This is a genomic window from Micromonospora sp. HK10 (genome assembly GCF_000982955.1).
In the GTDB taxonomy this organism is placed as follows: domain Bacteria; phylum Actinomycetota; class Actinomycetes; order Mycobacteriales; family Micromonosporaceae; genus Micromonospora.
The window spans coordinates 1-17,556 of the sequence record NZ_KQ058683.1 but is presented as its reverse complement, the minus strand read 5'-3'; the positions used below and the strand labels follow the sequence as shown (position 1 = coordinate 17,556).

The 17,556-nt window shown below is 74.8% G+C and carries 19 protein-coding genes and 1 pseudogene; 10 read left to right on the top strand and 10 right to left on the bottom strand.

Translation table 11 applies throughout. The features are described 5' to 3' along the window. From LQ51_RS03770 to LQ51_RS03760, 3 genes and pseudogenes are all read right to left on the bottom strand, one after another. Positions 1 to 500 (bottom strand): annotated as a pseudogene (locus LQ51_RS03770) (RIO-like kinase); the annotation flags it as partial. 320 nt (positions 501 to 820) lie between these two features. Further along, the gene (locus LQ51_RS03765; RefSeq protein ID WP_046563226.1) at positions 821 to 1,465 is read right to left on the bottom strand and encodes an HAD family hydrolase; all 645 of its coding nucleotides are present in this window, start codon (positions 1,463 to 1,465) and stop codon (positions 821 to 823) included. Between the two features lie 61 nt (positions 1,466 to 1,526). Next, the gene (locus LQ51_RS03760) at positions 1,527 to 2,381 is read right to left on the bottom strand and encodes a carbon-nitrogen hydrolase family protein (RefSeq protein ID WP_046563225.1); all 855 of its coding nucleotides are present in this window, start codon (positions 2,379 to 2,381) and stop codon (positions 1,527 to 1,529) included. Positions 2,382 to 2,486: 105 nt separating this feature from the next. Here LQ51_RS03760 and LQ51_RS03755 point away from each other — a divergent pair, with 105 nt between their 5' ends. From LQ51_RS03755 to LQ51_RS03720, 8 genes are all read left to right on the top strand, one after another. Further along, on the top strand, positions 2,487 to 3,059 hold the full coding sequence (locus LQ51_RS03755) for a TetR/AcrR family transcriptional regulator (protein ID WP_046563224.1): 573 nt from the start codon (positions 2,487 to 2,489) through the stop codon (positions 3,057 to 3,059). A gap of 102 nt (positions 3,060 to 3,161) precedes the next feature. Continuing rightward, positions 3,162 to 4,076: a TIGR04222 domain-containing membrane protein gene (locus tag LQ51_RS03750; protein WP_046563231.1), complete on the top strand. Its 915-nt coding sequence runs from the start codon at positions 3,162 to 3,164 to the stop codon at positions 4,074 to 4,076. After that, positions 4,073 to 4,924, top strand: a complete 852-nt coding sequence (locus LQ51_RS03745) for an MbnB/TglH/ChrH family RiPP precursor modification enzyme (RefSeq protein WP_046563230.1) — start codon at positions 4,073 to 4,075, stop codon at positions 4,922 to 4,924. Before LQ51_RS03750 ends, LQ51_RS03745 begins: the two co-directional genes overlap by 4 nt. Next, positions 4,921 to 5,397 (top strand): hypothetical protein, encoded by a 477-nt coding sequence (locus LQ51_RS03740; RefSeq protein ID WP_046563223.1) that lies wholly within the window; start codon positions 4,921 to 4,923, stop codon positions 5,395 to 5,397. The genes LQ51_RS03745 and LQ51_RS03740 overlap by 4 nt, the downstream gene beginning before the upstream one ends. Before the next feature lie 73 nt (positions 5,398 to 5,470). Then, positions 5,471 to 6,232: an SDR family oxidoreductase gene (locus tag LQ51_RS03735; RefSeq protein WP_046563222.1), complete on the top strand. Its 762-nt coding sequence runs from the start codon at positions 5,471 to 5,473 to the stop codon at positions 6,230 to 6,232. A gap of 80 nt (positions 6,233 to 6,312) precedes the next feature. Beyond that, positions 6,313 to 6,834, top strand: coding sequence for a G/U mismatch-specific DNA glycosylase (gene mug, locus LQ51_RS03730; RefSeq protein ID WP_231605289.1), 522 nt, complete (start codon positions 6,313 to 6,315; stop codon positions 6,832 to 6,834). A gap of 331 nt (positions 6,835 to 7,165) precedes the next feature. Continuing rightward, positions 7,166 to 7,513, top strand: a complete 348-nt coding sequence (locus LQ51_RS31090) for a hypothetical protein (RefSeq protein WP_156312967.1) — start codon at positions 7,166 to 7,168, stop codon at positions 7,511 to 7,513. Continuing rightward, positions 7,510 to 7,845, top strand: a complete 336-nt coding sequence (locus tag LQ51_RS03720; RefSeq protein WP_046563220.1) for a winged helix-turn-helix domain-containing protein — start codon at positions 7,510 to 7,512, stop codon at positions 7,843 to 7,845. The genes LQ51_RS31090 and LQ51_RS03720 overlap by 4 nt, the downstream gene beginning before the upstream one ends. A 199-nt stretch (positions 7,846 to 8,044) precedes the next feature. On the opposite strand, the gene LQ51_RS03715 is transcribed toward LQ51_RS03720, so the two are convergent. The 3 genes from LQ51_RS03715 to LQ51_RS03705 form a co-directional block, all read right to left on the bottom strand. Next, positions 8,045 to 10,030, bottom strand: coding sequence for an ABC transporter ATP-binding protein (locus tag LQ51_RS03715; protein WP_197087515.1), 1,986 nt, complete (start codon positions 10,028 to 10,030; stop codon positions 8,045 to 8,047). A gap of 114 nt (positions 10,031 to 10,144) precedes the next feature. Beyond that, positions 10,145 to 10,912, bottom strand: coding sequence for an enoyl-CoA hydratase/isomerase family protein (locus LQ51_RS03710; protein WP_046563218.1), 768 nt, complete (start codon positions 10,910 to 10,912; stop codon positions 10,145 to 10,147). A 46-nt stretch (positions 10,913 to 10,958) separates the two neighbouring features. Then, positions 10,959 to 11,186 (bottom strand): helix-turn-helix domain-containing protein, encoded by a 228-nt coding sequence (locus LQ51_RS03705; protein ID WP_007072022.1) that lies wholly within the window; start codon positions 11,184 to 11,186, stop codon positions 10,959 to 10,961. A 207-nt stretch (positions 11,187 to 11,393) separates the two neighbouring features. Between LQ51_RS03705 and LQ51_RS03700 the strand changes: the two genes are divergently transcribed. Next, the gene (locus tag LQ51_RS03700) at positions 11,394 to 11,999 is read left to right on the top strand and encodes a cadmium resistance transporter (protein ID WP_231605287.1); all 606 of its coding nucleotides are present in this window, start codon (positions 11,394 to 11,396) and stop codon (positions 11,997 to 11,999) included. A 120-nt stretch (positions 12,000 to 12,119) separates the two neighbouring features. On the opposite strand, the gene LQ51_RS03695 is transcribed toward LQ51_RS03700, so the two are convergent. After that, complete coding sequence (locus LQ51_RS03695) at positions 12,120 to 13,727, bottom strand: ABC-F family ATP-binding cassette domain-containing protein (protein ID WP_046563216.1); 1,608 nt, start codon at positions 13,725 to 13,727, stop codon at positions 12,120 to 12,122. A 246-nt stretch (positions 13,728 to 13,973) separates the two neighbouring features. On the opposite strand from LQ51_RS03695, the gene LQ51_RS03690 reads away from it, so the two are divergent. Beyond that, positions 13,974 to 14,894, top strand: a complete 921-nt coding sequence (locus LQ51_RS03690) for a KPN_02809 family neutral zinc metallopeptidase (protein ID WP_046563228.1) — start codon at positions 13,974 to 13,976, stop codon at positions 14,892 to 14,894. Between the two features lie 84 nt (positions 14,895 to 14,978). Here LQ51_RS03690 and LQ51_RS03685 read toward each other — a convergent pair whose 3' ends face one another. The 3 genes from LQ51_RS03685 to LQ51_RS03675 form a co-directional block, all read right to left on the bottom strand. Beyond that, positions 14,979 to 16,235 carry an RCC1 domain-containing protein gene (locus tag LQ51_RS03685; RefSeq protein WP_046563215.1) on the bottom strand — a complete coding sequence of 419 codons (1,257 nt, stop codon included), beginning with the start codon at positions 16,233 to 16,235 and terminating at the stop codon, positions 14,979 to 14,981. Between the two features lie 161 nt (positions 16,236 to 16,396). Continuing rightward, positions 16,397 to 17,035, bottom strand: coding sequence for an acVLRF1 family peptidyl-tRNA hydrolase (locus LQ51_RS03680; RefSeq protein ID WP_046563214.1), 639 nt, complete (start codon positions 17,033 to 17,035; stop codon positions 16,397 to 16,399). Between the two features lie 65 nt (positions 17,036 to 17,100). After that, positions 17,101 to 17,556: LysE family transporter (locus LQ51_RS03675; RefSeq protein ID WP_046563213.1), on the bottom strand; the 456-nt coding region annotated here is incomplete at its 5' end.

The following is a 17,556-nucleotide window of genomic DNA, read 5'->3' as shown; positions in this document are numbered from 1 at the left end:
TCCCAGAGCCGGGCCAGCGCGTCGAACTCGGCGGCCGCCCACTGCCCGGCGATCATCTGCCGGCCGAACGCGGTCCGCCCGGCCATCGCCCGCATCTCCCGGGACCGGCGCACCCGGCGCCCCTCCAGGTAGCCGGCGTCGCGGTGGAAGAGCCGGTGCTGGGCGTCCCGGTACCGCTTGGCCGCTAGCAGGCAGGAGCGGCCGGTGTCCGGCACCGCGCGGCGGACCAGGTGGACGTCCGCCTCCTTGCCGGTCTTGAGCACCCCGAGCTCGGTGTCCCGGGCCGCCAGCTCGGTGACCAGCCAGCCGGGGTGGGGTTCGGGCCCGTGCACGGCCGCGTCCCAGGAGGACCAGGGGTCCCCCTGTTCGGGTTCGTCGTCGGGTCCGGGCAGGGCCGGCTCGGCGTGCCGGCCCCGCTTCAGGAAGTACGGTTCGTCGTCGTCGAAGCGGCTCTTGCCGCGGCCACGGCGCTGCGGCGCCGGGAGGTCTGGTTCACGCACGGGTGGGTTGATCCTTCGATCGAGGCTGGTGGAGGCAGGTGGAAAGACCCCGCAAAGACGGCCATGACCGACCTCCTCTCCTCGACCGGGCCCCGCCCGGCTGCGCCCACGCGCGGCCCCATGCTCACCGGACCGCCGACGCGGGTCAACCGATTTAGGCCGCCGGGAGACCGCCCGGGCGCACGAGGGCCGCCGCCGACGCCCCGACCCGCGCAGGGAACCGCGGCCGACGCCCCGCCCCGCACGGCGAACCGCGGCCGACGCCCCGCCCCGCACGGCGAACCGCGCCCGACGCGCCGCCCCGGCCGGCGGTGTACCGCTCAGCCGGCCAGCACGGCGGCCACCGCCGCGATCAGCCCGTCCTCGGTGCGGGTGGGCGCGAACCGGGTGTCCGACCAGCGCCGTCCCCGGTGCAGCCAGACGCTGGGCAGGCCGACCGCGGTCGCCCCGCCGATGTCCGCCTCCGGGCTGTCCCCGATCACCCAGGCGCCACGCAGCGGCATCCGGACCCGGTGGGCGGCGAGCGCGAAGATCCGCGGGTTGGGCTTGCTGACCCCGGCCTCCTCGGAGATCACCCAGTCGGCCACGTACCGGTCCAGGCCGGTGCGCCGGATCTTCGCCTCCTGCTGGCGGACCACCCCGTTGGTGACCACCACCGGGATCCAGCCGGCGTCGTCGGCGATCCGCAGCGCGCAGGCGACCAGCGGGTCCAGCCGGGTGTGCGCCACCACCCCGTCGTGCAACTCCTCGACCAGGTCGATCCCCGACATGATCGGCCCGTACCGGTCGCGGATGGCGTCGGCGACGTCCCACCGGTCGGTCAGCCCGTCCGCGTCGATGGAGAGCAGCCAGTCGATGTCGGTGGGCGGCGCGCCGATGCCGGCCAGGAACCGCTCTCCCCAGGCACGGAACGGCCCCGCGCGGTCGAGCAGGGTGTTGTCCAGGTCGAGCAGGAGCAACGGCACTCGCGCACCCTACGGGACCGAGGCGGGCGACCGACAGGGTGTGCGGTCGCCTTCCCCGCCGTCAGCCGCGCAGCACCACGCGGGGCAGCCCCTGACCGGGCAGGCGGTCACCGAGCATGGTGTGCGCGGCCCGGGTGGCCGCCAGCGCGGCCGGGTCGAGGGTGGCCACCAGCACGTCCTCCCCGGTGTCCGCGCCCCGGGCCAGCGGCCGCCCTTCGGGGTCGTAGACCGCGGCGCCGCCGTTGAACCGCCACGGATCGGCGCCGTCCACGCAGTTGGCGAAGACGACGAACATGGTGTTGTCCAGCGCCCGCGCGGCGTAGTAGAGGTCGCGGCGGTGCGCCGAGCCGGCCAGGTAGCCGCTCGGGCACAGGTAGCCGTGCGCGCCGTCGTCGGCGGCGGCCCGCCCGTGCTCCGGGAAACAGCCGTCGTAGCAGATGCCCAGGCCGAACCGCCAGTCGTCGATCAGCAGCGTGGCGCCCCGCCGGCCCGCCTCGAACAGCTCCCGCTCGCCGCTCCAGAGCTGCTGCTTGTCGTACCCGGCGTGGACCGCCCCGGTGGGGTCGACCACCAGGGCGGAGATGGTGCGCCGCCCGTCGGGGTGCCGCACGGCCGCCCCGACCACCACGGTCGTCCGGTGGTCGTGGGCCACCGCCCGCAGGGGGTCCAGCCGCGGGTCGGCGACCGAGCCGTCCGGGGCGGCCGGCACGTCGGTGCCGGCCGGGTCGGCGGCCAGCGCCGGCAGGTGGTACGCCGGCAGGTACAGCTCCGGCAGCACGACGACGCGGGCGTCGCCGGCCCGCGCGACGAGGCCGGCGGCGCGGGCGGCGTTGCCGGCGACGTCGCCGGGGACCGGCGTGGCCTGCACGGCGGCCACGGTCAGCGGGCGGGCGGGAAGGGGTGCGGCCTGGGTCACCGGGCGATCCTAGACCGGCCCGGGCCGGCGGGCGGAGCACGGAAACCCCGTTTCAAGCCGTACGTACGGTTTGCATCGGTCCCGGCCGCCTGCGACGATCGGTGTGTGCCCAGAGTAAGTCAGGACCAGCTCGACGCGCGCCGGCAGGAGATCCTCGGCGCGGCCCGGGCGTGTTTCGCCCGGCACGGCTACGAGGGTGCCACCGTCCGTCGGCTGGAGGAGGCCACCGGGCTCTCCCGCGGCGCGATCTTCCACCACTTCCGGGACAAGGACTCGCTCTTCCTCGCCGTGGCCGAGGACGACGCCGCCGTGATGGTGGAGACCGTGGCCCGCAACGGCCTGGTCCAGGTGATGCGGGACCTGCTCGCCCGGGCCGTCTCCCCGGACACCACCGGCTGGCTCGGCAGCCAGCTGGAGGTCTCCCGTCGGTTGCGCACCGACCCCGCGTTCGCCAAGCGCTGGGCGGAACGCTCCGCGGCCATCGCCGAGGCCACCCGGGAACGCCTGCTCCGCCAGCGCGAGGCCGGCGTGCTCCGTGAGGACGTGCCGATCGACGTGCTGGCCCAGTTCCTGGAGCTGGCGTACGACGGCTTGGTGCTGCACCTGGCGATGGGGCGACCGGCCGGTGACCTGAGCCGGGTGCTCGACCTCGTCGAGGAGGCCGTCCGCCGGCACTGACCGGTCGCCCGGTCTCGGTCCGATAACTGGGCCGGCGGGCCCGTTCACCGGTGGCAGGGCTGCTCCACAATGAGCCGCGACCCCTCGCGACAGGAGCAGAGCATGGCCGTCCTCGCCGCACCGGGTGACACCTGGGGCATCCCGGGCCCCGTCTTCCTCCGCTGGTACCTGCTCGTGGCGGCCGTGCTGGTCGTCGGCGCCATCGCGTACCGGATCCGGGTCCTGGCCGGCGGCCCCGCCGCCGGGGACGGGCAGCTCGGGCCGCAGCAGGTGGCCCTCCTCAACGGCGGCGACCAGCTCGCCGTCTGGACGGCGCTGGGCGGGCTGCGCCGGGCCGGTGCGGTGGGCGTCCGGCCGGACCGCCGGCTCACCGCGGGCGGCCCGCTGCCGGCCGGCGCCACCCCGCTCGACCAGGCGATCCACCACGCCGCCGTACGCGGCGTGCACTCTCGCCAGCTGCGCCACGACGAGTGGGTGCTGCGCGCCCTGCAGCAGCTGCGCGAGGGCCTCGAGGTGCGCGGCCTGGCCCTCGACGCGCCGCGCCGCCGGGCCCTGCGGCGCGGGCCGCTCCTGATCGGCGCGCTGCTGGCGCTCGGCGTCGTCCGCGCCTTCGTGGGTACCGCGAACGGCCGGCCCGCCGGTTTCCTGTTCCTCACCCTGGTCCCGCTGTTCATCGCCTTCCTGCTGCTCATCCGGGTGCCGCTGCGCACCCGGGCGGCCGAGCGGGCGCTGCACGAGCTGCGCCGCCGGCACAGCTGGCTGCGGCCCTCGGCCGCGCCGGCGTACGCCACCTACGGCCCCGCCGAGGCGGCCCTGGGCGTGGCGCTGTTCGGCACCGCCACCATCTGGGCGATGGACCCGGGCTTCGCCGAGCAGGCCGAGATCCAGCGGCAGGCGCTCGGCGCCAGCGGCGTCTCGACCGGCAGCAGCAGCTCGTGCGGGGCCGGCAGCTCGTGCGGCGGCGGCAGCTCCTGCGGGGGCGGAGGCGGGTGCGGGGGCGGCGGGTGCGGCGGATGACCGGGCCGACCGCTCCGCCGGCCCCGCCCGGCACCGGGCCGTACGGCGTCGGGATCGGGTGGCGGCCGGAGATCGCCGGTTTCGTGGCCGGCCTGCCCGGGCTGCGCTTCGTCGAGGTGGTGGCCGAGACGGTCGCGCCGGCTGGGGCGCTGCCCGACGGCCTCGCCGACCTGCGCGGGCGCGGCGTCACCGTCGTACCGCACGGGGTGAAGCTTTCCCTCGGTGGCGCCGAACCGGTCGACCCGGCCCGGGTGGCGCACCTGGCCGGGGTGGCCACCGCGCTGGACGCGCCGCTGGTCAGCGAGCACATCGCGTTCGTCCGGGCCGGCGGCGTCGAGGCCGGCCACCTGCTGCCACTGCCGCGCAGCCGGGAGGCGGTCGCCGCGGTGGTGGCCAACGTCCGGCGCACCCAGGCCGAGCTGCCGGTGCCGCTCGCGCTGGAACCGATCGCCGCGCTCTTCGACTGGCCGGACGACGAGCTGGACGAGGCCGACTTCCTCACCGAGATCCTCGACGCCACCGGCGCCCTGCTGCTGCTCGACGTCGCCAACGTGCACGCCAACGCCCGCAACCGGGGCGGCGACCCGCTCGCGCTGCTGGACCGGCTGCCGCTAGAGCGGGTGGCCTACGTGCACGTGGCCGGCGGCGCCGAGCGGGCTGGTTTCTACCACGACACGCACACCGACCCGGTCCCCGCCGAGGTGCTCGACCTGGTCGGTGCGCTCTGCGCCCGGCACCGGCCCCCGGCGCTGCTGCTGGAACGCGACGGCCACTACCCGCCCGCCGCCGAGCTGCGCGGTGAGCTCGACGCGTTGGCCACCGCCGCCGGCTACCCGGTGGTCACGTGACCGCCCCGGGCGAGCCGCCACCGGGGACCGGCGACAGCCTGGCGGACCGGCAGTCCGCGCTGGTCGCCGCGCTGGTCGCCGGGGGCCCGCTGCCGCCGGGGTTCGCACCGGGACCGGTGGCGGCGGCCCGCCGCGCGCTGCTGCGCAAGCGCGCCGGCGACGTGGCCCGGCACTGGCCGCTGCTCGCCGCCGGGCTGGGCGCCGGCTGGCCGGCGGCCTTCGCCGGGTGGGCGGACGGGCGGCCCACCAACGGCTCGCTCCGCGACGGTTGGGACCTGGCGCGGGAGTTGCGGGCCGCGGCCACGCTGCCGCCACTGGGCGCTGAGGAACTGGCGCTGCGCGAGGCCGCCGCGCGCTACGACGGGCTGACCCCGCCCCGGCCCCGCCGCCTGCCGGCCGCCGCCCGGGCCGGCGGCGCCGTGGCCGTGCAGCTCGCCGGCCGGGTACGCCTGCTCCGTCCGGCTCAGCGCTGAACGTCGCCGGCCACCGCGCCGGCGGTATCGGGCATCGCTGGCACCGTCCCCGCGGGTACGGCAGGATCGGGTCATGGATCTCGGACTCGCCGACCGGGTGTACGTGCTGACCGGCGCCTCCGGCGGCCTCGGCTTCGCCACCGCGGAACAGCTCGTCGCCGACGGGGCCCGGGTGGTGCTCTCGGCCCGCGCCCCGGAACGTGTCGCCGCGGCGGTCGAGGCGCTCGGCGGCCCGGCCCACGCGGTCGGGCTGACCGCCGACCTGACCGACCCGGGCACCCCGGAGCGCCTGGTGGCGGCGGCACGGGAGCGGTTCGGCCGGCTCGACGGGGCGCTCGTCTCGGTCGGCGGCCCGCCCCGAGGGACCGCCGCGCAGGTCAGCGACGAGCAGTGGCGGGAGTCCTTCGAGACGGTCTTCCTGGGTACCGTCCGCACCGTCCGGACGGTGGCCGACGCACTCACCGACGGCGGGGCGATCGGCCTGGTCCTCTCCACCTCGGTACGCGGCCCGCTGCCCGGCCTCGGCATCTCCAACGGGCTGCGCCCCGGCCTGGCCGGCGTGGCCAAGGACATCGCCGACGAGTACGGCCCCCGCGGCGTGCGCGTGGTCAGCCTGCTGCCCGGCCGGATCATGACCGACCGGAACCGGGAGCTCCTCGCGGCCGGCGGCGACCCGGAACGCGGTCGCGCGGAGGCGGAGGCGGGCATCCCGCTGCGCCGCATCGGTGATCCGGCCGAGTTCGGCCGGGTGGCCGCCTTCCTGCTCTCCCCCGCCGCCGGCTACGTCACCGGGGTGACCGTGCCGGTCGACGGCGGCGCGTTGCGCGGCCTGTGACGGCGGGCGGGCGCGGCCGGAGCCGGGAGGCGCCCTCCGAACCGGCCGCGCGGCGGTATCCCCGACCGACGAAGGAGCAGTTGGCGGCGGCGGCCGACAAGCTGCTGCCGGACGTCGTGGCGCCCGGGCTGGACGTGCTGTTCGTCGGGATCAACCCCGGACTGTGGTCGGCGGCGACCGGCTGGCACTTCGCCCGACCGGGCAACCGGTTCTGGCCGGCCCTGCACCGGGGCGGCTTCACGCCGCGCCAGCTGCACCCGAGCGAGCAGGACGAGCTGCCCCGTCTGGGGCTCGGGATCACCAACATGGTGGCCCGGGCCAGTGCCCGGGCCGACGAGTTGGCCGCCGCGGAGCTGGTCACGGGCGCCGAGCTGTTGGCCGGCAAGGTCGAGCGGTACCGGCCGCGCTGGGTGGCGGTGGTCGGGGTGACCGCGTACCGGATCGGTTTCGCCCGGCCGAAGGCCGGCTTCGGCGAGCAGCCGGAGCCGCTGGGGCCGGCCCGGCTCTGGGTGCTGCCCAACCCGAGCGGGTTAAACGCGCACTTCACCCCGGTGACGCTCGGCGCCGCCTTCGCCGAGCTACGCGCGGCGTCCGCCGGCTAGGTGTCCGGGCTCCGCCGGCATCGAGTGTCGTGCCGCCCAGCGCGGCACCTGGTTCCCGCTGCTGGTCTTCGCGACCATCACCCTGCTCGCGATACCCGTCTACCGATACGCCCCCTACGTCGACCTCTTCGGCACCTGCCGATTCGGGCCAGGTCAGACGGTCTGCCCGGCGCCCAACCCGACGGAGCTCGGCTACTGGACCGTCGCGCTGCTGCTCGCCTACGCGGCCATCGCGGCCTTCTACGTCAGGCAGTCCCGGGCGCGCGGCGTCGGCACGCCCATCCGGCCCTACGTCGTCGCCGGGGTGGCGCTGGCCGTCCTCATGACGGCGGTGTCGATCTGGTTGACATTCCACCCGCTCCTGCCCCCACCCGCCGATCCCACCGCCGACCCGGCGCCGCCCGAGATGGGGCCGGCCGCCTGGCTCCTCAACGGGCTGGCCGGTCCGCTGGCGGCGGTCGGGCTGGCGCTGCTGGTGCTCGCCTGGGTCGAACGCCACTGGGCGTTGCTGGCGTACACCATCGGTTTCCTCGCGATCGGCCTGGTGCAGGGCAACCGGGTCATTCACTCGTCGTCGCCGTGGTTCTTCCTGCCCGACCTGCTCGTCCCGGCGGCGGTGCTGCTCCTGGGCGCCGCCGCCTTCGCCCTGTTCCGGCCGACCGCCGAGGTTCGCAGGTGACGACCGACCACCCCGCCAACGGCCTCGACGACGTCGTCCACCAGCGCGTCCGGCTCGGCATCATGGCCATCGCGCACCAGGCCCGCCAGGTCGAGTTCGGTTTCCTCCGGACCACCCTGCAACTGACCGCCGGCAACCTCGGGCAGCACCTGACCGTGCTGGAGAAGGCCGGGCTGATCCAGATCGAGAAGGGCTACGAGGGCAGGCGCCCGCGCACCTGGGTCAGCCTCACCGCCCCGGGCCAGGCCGCCCTGCGCGACGAGATCGCCCGCCTCAAGCAGCTCATCCACCAGGTCGAACAGGCGGAGACCGGGCTGCCCGCCGACCAGTGAGCGGCGGGCAGCGGCGGGCCGTGACGGGACGGCCGTGGCGGTGGCCGCCCCGGGTCAGCGGACGGCAGCACCGCCGCGCTCGGCTGGCCTGCCGCAGGCGGCGGCACCGCGCTCAGTTGGCCGCCGCGGGCGGCGGCGGGCTCAGTTGGCCGCCGCGGGCGGCGGCGGGCTCAGTTGGCCGCCGCGGGCGGCGGCGGGCTCAGTTGGCCGCCGCGGGCGGCAGCGCCTCCTGCGCCACGTACGTGCCCAGCGGCACCGTGGTGACCACCGGCTCGGGCTGCTGGTCGGCCTCGGCGTACGGGGCCGGCGAGTCGGCGACCGCGAACTGGGTGCGGTACAGCTCGGCGTACAGGCCGCCGACCGCGACCAGCTCGTCGTGCCGGCCACGCTCGACGATCCGCCCCTCGTCGAGCACGAGGATCTGGTCGGCGTCGCGGACCGTGGAGAGCCGGTGCGCGATCACCAGGGCGGTACGCCCGGTCAGCGCCACGGACAGTGCCCGCTGCACCGCCGCCTCGCTCTCCGAGTCCAGGTGCGCGGTCGCCTCGTCGAGGATCACGATCGACGGGGCCTTGAGCAGCAGCCGGGCGATCGCGATGCGCTGCTTCTCGCCGCCGGAGAAGCGGTAGCCCCGCTCGCCGACCGTGGTGTCCAGCCCGTCGGGCAGGGCCCGGACCAGGTCGGCGACCTGGGCTCCGGCGAGCGCGGCCCAGATCTCGTCGTCGGTGGCGTCCGGCTTGGCGTAGCGCAGGTTCTCCCGGATGGTCTCGTGGAACAGGTGGGAGTCCTGGGTGACCACGCCGATCTCGTCGCGCAGCGAGGCCAGGGTGGCGTCGCGGACGTCGACGCCGCCGACCAGCACCTGACCGTCGGTGACGTCGTAGATCCGGGAGATCAGCATGGACAGCGTCGACTTGCCGGCGCCGGAGGGCCCGACCAGCGCCACCATCTGGCCCGGCTCGACGCTGAACGAGACGCCCTTGAGCACCGGCTCGTTGACCGTACGATCCAGCGCGGCGACCTCCTCCAGCGAAGCCAGCGACACCTCGGCGGCGCTCGGGTAACGGAACCGCACGTCGCGGAACTCGACCCGGCCGCTGCGCCGGGGCACCGGCACGGCCCCGGGCTTCTCGGCGATGCCGGGGCGCAGGTCGAGGACCTCGAAGACCCGGTCGAAGGAGACCAGCGCGCTCATCACGTCGACCCGGACGTTGGAGAGCGCGGTGAGCGGCCCGTAGAGCCGGGTGAGCAGCAGGGCCAGCTTGACCACGGTGCCGGCGCTGACCGCGCCGGTGACCGCGAGCCAGCCGCCGAGCCCGTAGGTGAGCGCCTGGGCGAGCGACGCCACCAGCAGCATGGCCACGAAGAAGGTGCGCGAATACATCGCGGACTGGATGCCGATGTCGCGCACCCGCTCGGCGCGGCGGGCGAACCGGGCCGCCTCCACCTCGGGCGAGCCGAAGAGCTTGACCAGCAGCGCGCCGGCGACGCCGAACCGCTCGGTCATCGTGGCGTTCATCTTGGCGTCGAGGTTGTACGACTCGCGGGTGATCTCGGCGAGCCGGCGGCCGACCCGGCGGGCCGGGATGATGAAGATCGGCAGCAGCACCAGCGCCAGCACGGTGATCTGCCAGGAGAGGAAGAGCATCGCGCCGGCGGTCAGCACCAGCTGGATGACGTTGCTGACCACGCCGGAGAGGGTCGAGGTGAACGCCCGCTGGGCGCCCAGCACGTCGTTGTTGAGCCGGCTGACCAGGGCACCGGTCTGGGTACGGGTGAAGAACTGCAGCGGCATCCGCTGGACGTGGTCGTAGACCCGGGTGCGCAGGTCGAGGATGATGCCCTCGCCGATGCGGGCCGAATACCAGCGCTGGGCCAGCGAGAAGAGCGCGTCGGCGACGGCCAGCACCGCGATGATCACCGCGAGCCGGACCACGGTCTGGCGGGCGTCGGGCCCGCCACCGGCGATCGCGTCGATCACGTCGCCGGCGAGCAACGGGGTCGCCACCCCGATCACCGCGGCGATCACCACGGTGACCAGGAAGATCACGATGTCCCGCCGGTACGGGCGGGCGAACGCCACGATCCGCTTCGCGGTGCCGCGCTTGAGCTGGTGGCTGGAGACCTCGTCGCGGTTGCGCAGGGACCGGAGCATGCTCCAACCGCCCATGCCGCCGCCGGCCATGTGGTTGGACATCCGTCACCTCCGGGTGGTCGGGCAGCATGAACCGTCGGGGTCAATTCTCCCGACGCCTGTGACAACCTCGCGAGTAACCCGGATCTTCCCGAAGGGTCCTTACTATTCGCCCCGGCCGGCCAGGTCCCGCAGCCGGCGGGTCTGCGCCTCCCGCTCGACCCGCTGCTGCTCGGCGTGGCCACGCTGGCCGGCGCCGGCCAGCAGCGCCTTGATCTCGATGATCGCGTCCCGGTTGTTGGCCAGCAGACCGGCGGTCAGGTCGTGCACCGCCGCGTCCAGCTCGGCGGCGGGCACCACCAGGGTGGCCAGGCCGATCCGGTCGGCCTCGACCGCGTCCATCCGGCGGCCGGTGGCACAGATCTCCAGGGCGCGCGAGTAGCCGACCAGCTCGACCAGGCGCTTGGTGCCGGCCAGGTCCGGGACCAGGCCGAGGGTCACCTCGGCCATGGAGAGCCGGGCATCCTCGGCGAGCACCCGCAGGTCACAGGCGAGGGCGAGCTGAAAGCCCGCGCCGATGGCGTGGCCCTGCACCGCGGCGATCGAGATCACGTCGGGACGGTGCAGCCAGGTGAAGCCGCCCTGGTACTCGGCGATCCGGTCGGCGCACTCCTGCTCGGGCAGCGCGGCCAGCTCGGCGAAGGAGCCCGGGCCGGCGGCACCGGCCACCGACAGGTCGAGGCCGGCGGAGAAGGCCCGCCCCTCACCGCGCACGACGACGACGCGGACGTCGCCGGGCAGATCCCGGGAGAAGTCGCTCATCGCGCGCCACATGGCCGGGGTCTGGGCGTTGAGCACGTCGGGCCGGCACAACGTGACTGTCGCGACCGGCCCGTCGCAGTGGAGTCGTACCCCGGTCGTCTCGGCGGTCACCGGACCGCCCGGGGCACGGCGCTGGTGGACGACGCTGCGGGGCGGGTCACGCCTTCTTGCGGCGCCGGGCGCCGCCGCGCTGCCGCAGCTGCACCCCGGACTCGGTGAGCACCCGGTGGATGAATCCGTAGGACCGGCCGGTCGAGGCCGCGAGCGCCCGGATGCTCTCTCCGCCGGTGTACCGCTTTACCAGGTCCTTGGCGAGCGTCTGACGCTCGGCTCCGACGATCCGGCGACCCTTCTCAGTGCTGGTGGCTGTGCCAGTGGCTGCCATGCTGTGTCCTCACGTCCCAGACTGTGCGGTTCGGATACGGTCCCACCTATTAGACCGCCTCGAACGATCATGCGCCAGATATCAACTCTTCGCCAACCGACACGCTATGCAATGTCACCTTCCCGATAGCGTGATCCTCCTGAGCGCTCAGTCGCCCGGCCGGATGGATCACCGGCGGCCCGCCGGACGTTCCGTACGCTGCCTCGGATGAGCGACCTGCTCGCCGCCGCAGCCGGCGCCGCGACCGTCTTCGCCGCCACGAACGTCGACGACATCGTCGTCCTCACCGTCCTGTTCGTGGCCGCGCGCGGCAGCGGCCGGCCCCGCCCCTGGCAGATCGTCACGGGACAGTACGCGGGCATCGGCGCGCTGGTCGCCGTCGCGGTGGTGGCGGCCGCCGGGCTGCTGGTGGTGCCCGACCCGTGGCCGGGGCTGCTCGGACTGCTGCCCGTCGCGCTCGGCGTCCGGGCCCTGCTGGCCCGCCGCGCCGACGGCGCCGAGCCGCCGGCCGTGGTCGCCGGGCTGGCCGGGGTGGCCGGCGTGACGATCGCCAACGGCGCCGACAACATCGCCGTGTACGTGCCGGTGTTCCGCTCGCTCGATCCGGTCGCCGGCCTGGTCTGGCTGCTGGTCTTCGCCGTGCTCGTGGCGGTCTGGTGCGCGGTGGCCGCCCTGCTCGGCAACCACCCGAGGGTGGTCGACCTGGTCGGCCGCGCCGGTCACCGGCTGGTCCCGCTGATCTTCATCGCCGTCGGCGTGACCATCGTGGTCACCTCCGGCGTGCTGCCCCGCCTGCTCAACCTGGTCGGCTGACCCCGGCCCCCCGGGCCCGGGGTCACCCGCGGTCGGTGGTGCGGCCGCCGTGACCGTGACCGCCGCGCGAGCGACAACGGGGTCGGCCGGATCGTCGACGGCGGCGAGGCGAGCCGGCGGTCAGGCGAGCTCGACCAGTTCCAGGAGGTCGTCGGACCAGGCGTCCTCGTCGCCGTCGGGCAGGAGGATGGCGCGGTCGGGCTTGAGCGCCAGGACGGCGCCAGGGTCGTGGGTGACCAGGACGATGGCACCGGGGTACCGGGCGATCGCGTCGAGCACCTGCTCGCGGCTGACCGGGTCGAGGTTGTTCGTCGGCTCGTCCAGCAGCAGCACGTTCGCGCCGGAGCAGACCAGGGTGGCCAGGGCCAGCCGGGTCTTCTCGCCGCCGGAGAGCACGCCGGCCGGCTTGTCCACGTCCTCGCCGGAGAAGAGGAACGCGCCGAGGATCTTCCGCAGGTCGGTGTCGGTCTGGTCGGACGCGGCGCTGCGCATGTGCTCCAGGATCGTCCGCTCCACGTCCAGGGTCTCGTGCTCCTGGGCGTAGTAGCCGAGCCGCAGGCCGTGCCCGGGGCGCACCTCGCCGGTGTCCGGCTCGAGCAGGCCGCCGAGCATCCGCAGCAGGGTGGTCTTGCCGGCGCCGTTGAGGCCGAGGATGGCCACCCGGGAGCCGCGGTCCACCGCCACGTTGACGTCGGTGAAGATCTCCAGCGACCCGTACGACTTGGACAGGCCGGTCGCGGTGAGCGGGGTCTTGCCGCACGGCGCCGGGGTGGGAAACCGCACCTTCGCGATCTTGTCGGCGACCCGTACCTCGTCGAGGCCGGCGAGCAGCCGCTCGGCCCGGCGGGCCATGTTCTGGGCGGCGACGGTCTTGGTGGCCTTGGCCCGCATCTTGTCGGCCTGGGCCATCAGCGCGCCGGCCTTCTTCTCGGCGTTGGCCCGCTCCCGGCGGCGGCGCCGCTCGTCGGTCTCCCGCGCCTCCAGGTACGCCTTCCAGCCCAGGTTGTAGACGTCGACCACGGAGCGGGTGGCGTCGAGGAACCAGACCTTGTTGACCACGGCCTCGAGCAGCGACGCGTCGTGGGAGATCACGATCAGGCCGCCCTTGTGGTTGCCCAGGAAGCCGCGCAGCCAGGTGATCGAGTCGGCGTCCAGGTGGTTGGTGGGCTCGTCGAGCAGCAGGATGCCGCCGCCGTTCTCGCCCGCGTCGCGGAACAGGATCCGGGCCAGCTCGATGCGGCGGCGCTGGCCACCGGAGAGGGTGCCGATGGTCTGCGCCAGGGCCCGGTCGGGCAGGCCCAGGTTGGCGCAGATCCGGGCCGCCTCGGCCTCCGCCGCGTACCCGCCGAGGGAGGCGAACTGGTCCTCCAGGGCGCCGTAGCGGCGGACCAGCCGCTCGTCGTCGGCGCCCTCGGCGAGCTTCTCCTCCAGCTCCTTCATCTGCGCCATCAGCACGTCCAGCCCGCGGGCGGAGAGCACCCGGTCCCGGCCGGTGACGTCCAGGTCGCCGGTACGCGGGTCCTGCGGCAGGTAGCCGATGGCGCTGCGTCGGTCGAGCTGCCCGGCGTACGGCTGGCCCTCCCCGGCCAGCACCTTGAGCGTGGTGGTCTTGCCGGCGCCGTTGCGGCCGACCAGACCGATGCGGTCGCCCGGCTGGACCCGCAGGGTGGTGTCGGACAGCAGGATCCGGGAACCGGCGCGCAGTTCCAGGCCGGTGGCAGTGATCATGTCGAGGTACTCGCTCTCGGGGTCCGGAAGGCTGACTCAGGGCACGCGAAAGCGCCGGCGGGTCGTCATTTCCCGTCGGCGCGGGGCGGTTCAGCCTTCGCAGCGCAGCACGCGGGCAATTGTACCGGGCGGCTCCGGGCGCCACCCCCGGATTACCTGACAAGATCATCGGGTACCGAAACGCCGTCCGGACCCGGTCCGGTACCGCAACCACCACACACGGACACATCGGTGATCGGGGTCAACATGGAGCTGAACGAGAACGCACGGATCGACACCAGCCAGGTGGATGACCGGCGAGGGTCCGGCGGAGGCGGCGGGATGGGCATCCCGATCCCGATGGGCGGCGGCGGCCGGGGCGGCCTCGTGAGCCTCATCATCGCCGTCCTCGTCGCCCTGGTCGGCGGCGGTTTCGGGTTGAACGCCATGACCGGCGGTGACGGCGGCTCGAGCCAGGGCGACAACACCTCGCTGGAGCAGAAGTGCTCGGCGCAGGACGCGCTCCAGCAGCTGGACTGCCGCAACACCCTCTACGTCAACTCGATCCAGGCCTACTGGCGCACCGCTCTGCCCGAGGTCTTCGGCGACCAGTACCAGCCGTCCAAGACCGTCTTCTTCAGCCAGGCGGTGAGCACCGGCTGCGGCCAGGCCGACTCCGGGGTCGGGCCGTTCTACTGCCCGGCCGACGACCTGGTCTACATCGACCTCACCTTCTACCGCCTGCTCGCCGACCAGCTCGGCGCGGAGGGCGAGTTCGCCCAGCCGTACGTGCTGGCCCACGAGTACGGCCACCACGTGCAGGACCTGCTCGGCACCGAGGCGCAGATGCGCCGCCAGCAGCAGCGCGACCCGCAGAGCGCGAACGCCCTCTCGGTGAAGCTGGAGCTGCAGGCCGACTGCTACGCCGGCGCCTGGGCCAAGAACGCCACCGGTACCGCCGACGAGGGCGGCCAGAAGATCTTCAAGAGCATCACCGACCAGGACATCCAGCAGGCCATCGACACCGCCGAGAAGATCGGCGACGACGCGATCCAGCAGCGCTCGGGCCGGCCGGTGAACCCGGACGAGTTCACCCACGGCACCTCCGAGCAGCGCAAGCAGTGGTTCACCAAGGGCTACTCCACCGGCGACCCGAAGTCCTGCGACACCTTCGGTTCGCAGCGCTGAACACCGCCTGAGCCGCCGCTCCCCCGGGCATCGGCCCGCACCGCCGGAGACCAGCGGTGCGGGCCGATGTGGTGTCCGGTCCGGTCAGGCCGGCAGGGTCACCTGTCCCGGCGTGGACCGGCCGACGGTGCTGCCGTCACCCAACTGTCCACCGCTGTTGTCACCCCAGCACCACAGCCCGCCGTCGGTCCGGATCCCGCAGCCGTGGTCGGTGACCGCGAGCCCGCCCGTCCAGGTGGTCGCCGCGCCGACCTGCACCGGCGCCGACCGGTGCGTGGTGCTGCCGTCGCCCACCTGCCCCGCCGTGTTCTTGCCCCAGCACCACAGGCTGCCGTCGGTCCGGGTCGCGCACGTCGTGTCGCTGCTCGCGGCGATCCGGCTCCAGGTGGTGGCCGTGCCGATCTGCACCGGCGCGGTCCGGTAGGAGCCGCTCACGCCCAGCTGCCCGTACCCGTTCTCGCCCCAGCACCACAGCGTGCCGGACCGGACGCCGCAGGTGTGCGCGTATCCGGTCGCGACGCCGGTCCATCCGGTGGCGGTGCCGACCTGCGCGGGCGTCGCCTGCGGAGTGAGGTTGCCCATCCCGAGCTGCCCGTCGGAGTTGGAGCCCCAGCACCAGAGCGTGCCACCGGTGCGGACCCCGCAGGTGTGGCCGAAGCCGGTCGACACGCTCACCCAGTCGGTCGCCGTGCCGACCTGCAACGGCGTGTTCGCCACGTACGGCGAGGCGCCGACGCCCAGCTGTGCGGTCCGGTTGAAGCCCCAGCACCAGAGCGTGCCGTCGGTCCGTACGGCGCAGGTGTGCGAGGGGCCGGCGTCCACCCTGGCCCAGGTGGTCGCGGTGCCGACCTGCACCGGGGCGCTGCGGCTCGTGGTGGTCCCGTCGCCGAGCTGGCCCCGGAAGTTCGAGCCCCAGCACCACAGCGTCCCGTCCGTCCGCACCGCGCAGGTGTGTCCGGTGCCCGCGTCGACGCCGGTCCAGGTGGCGGTGCCGACCCGCGCCGGGGTGCTCCGGTTCGTGGTGGTCCCGTCGCCGAGCTGGCCGCCGTAGTTCGAGCCCCAGCACCACAGGCCCCCGTCGGTGCTGATCGCGCACGTGTGCGCGCCGCCCGTGGTGACGCTGGCGACGGTGGCGGCGGCGAGCGCGCCGCGCTCGGTGACGCCGCTGACCGCGGGGCCGGCGAGCGCGCCGCGCTCGACCGGGCTGACGCCCGCGTTCGCCGTGCCCGCCAGCGTGGCGGTGACCACGAGGCTTCCGGCGCTCATCGCCGCCGCCGCGACGAGGAGCCTCGTCGCACGGCGCCACCGGGTCCGCAGCCGGCCGTCCTGATATCCGCTCATGAAGGTGTTCTCTCCCAACGATGTCGGCTGATGGCGGAGGCGAAGCTGCCCTGCGGGTCGCCCGGAGACCCGCCGCTTCGTGCCACCGACCCTATGCATCGAGTCAATTCGATGCAGCATCGAGTCGCGGGATTGAACCGTCTTGAGGTGATCTTTCCCGTTCAGCGGACCAGGATGTGGACCGCCCGGGCGGCCGGAACGGCAGCCACCAGCACCGCGTGCCGGGGCTCCGGCACGTCGAGCAGACGCGGCGCGCGCAGCGCCGCGAGCGGGGCCAGCCGCCGGTCGGCCAGCACGGTGTCCACCGCGCGCCGGTCGCCGCCGCACACCAGCGCCGCCAGGCTGCCCGCCTCCGGCAACAGCAGGCGTACGGCCAGCTCGGCCGCGTCGCCCAGGGCCGCCTTCGCCTGGTTGTCGCGCCGCCGGGCGAACCGCTGCTGCGACCAGCCGCCCGCCGCGGTGCGCCCCTGCACGTACCGGGTGTCCACCTTGGAGACGACCAGCTCGGTCCCGTCGGCGACGCCGAGGGCCACCGCGCCCTTGCGGGCCAGCAGCAGGCCGAGCCGGCGGGGTGCGCCGGCCGCCGCCACGAACCCGGGCAGGTCGGCGGCGGGCGGAGCGCCGGGCGGGGTGTGCAGCTCGGCCGTGGCGCCGTCCGGGGCGGCGAGCAGCAGCCCGTACCCCTCCCTGGTGATGGTGGGCGGGCCGTGCCGGTCGGCGAAGCCCTCGACCCAGCGCGCCACGCGGGCCGGGTCGACCTCGACCCACCGGCCGCCCCCGGCTGCGGGTCGACTGGTCACGGTAGCGACCGTACGACATCGCGCGGCCGGCCGGCCCGCCGGAAGGCTGTCGTCGGGACAGCCGGTCAGTCGGGCAGCAGCGTAGCGATCGCCAGGGCGGCAATGAGCGCGCTGGAGACCACGCCGGTGACCAGCCGGCCACCCGGCCCGGCCAGCGCCCGGCCGACCATGGTGCCGCCACCGGCGACGAGCAGTTGCCAGCTCGCCGAGGCCAGGAACGCGCCGGCCACGAAGAGGGCGGCCGTGGCCCCGCCCGGATCAGCGGTGTCCTGCCGCCCGAGCACCAGGGCGGCGAAGTAGAGCACCGTGGCCGGGTTCAACAGGGTCAGGCCGAGCAGCGCCGCGTACGCCCGGCCGGGCGTGTGCAACCCGCGCCCCGCCGGTGCCGCCGCGACCTCCCGGGTTCGCCGGGCCGACCAGGTCCGCCACAACCCGTGCCCGGCGAGCCCCAGCAGGACCAGCGCCGCGACCACCCGCAACGGCCCGGCGACCGGCGCGACCACCCCGGCCAGGCCGGCGCC

Excerpts from the sequence above, each read along its gene's own strand:
- LQ51_RS03690 (WP_046563228.1), top strand. The coding sequence starts at position 13,974 with ATGGAGCTGAACGAGAACGCACGGATCGACACCAGCCAGGTGGATGAC.
- LQ51_RS03750 (WP_046563231.1), top strand. The coding sequence starts at position 3,162 with ATGGCCGTCCTCGCCGCACCGGGTGACACCTGGGGCATCCCGGGCCCC.
- LQ51_RS03685 (WP_046563215.1), bottom strand. The coding sequence starts at position 16,235 with ATGAGCGGATATCAGGACGGCCGGCTGCGGACCCGGTGGCGCCGTGCG.
- LQ51_RS03745 (WP_046563230.1), top strand. The coding sequence starts at position 4,073 with ATGACCGGGCCGACCGCTCCGCCGGCCCCGCCCGGCACCGGGCCGTAC.
- LQ51_RS03715 (WP_197087515.1), bottom strand. The coding sequence starts at position 10,030 with ATGGCCGGCGGCGGCATGGGCGGTTGGAGCATGCTCCGGTCCCTGCGC.
- LQ51_RS03705 (WP_007072022.1), bottom strand. The coding sequence starts at position 11,186 with ATGGCAGCCACTGGCACAGCCACCAGCACTGAGAAGGGTCGCCGGATC.
- LQ51_RS03700 (WP_231605287.1), top strand. The coding sequence starts at position 11,394 with ATGAGCGACCTGCTCGCCGCCGCAGCCGGCGCCGCGACCGTCTTCGCC.
- LQ51_RS03735 (WP_046563222.1), top strand. The coding sequence starts at position 5,471 with ATGGATCTCGGACTCGCCGACCGGGTGTACGTGCTGACCGGCGCCTCC.
- LQ51_RS03695 (WP_046563216.1), bottom strand. The coding sequence starts at position 13,727 with ATGATCACTGCCACCGGCCTGGAACTGCGCGCCGGTTCCCGGATCCTG.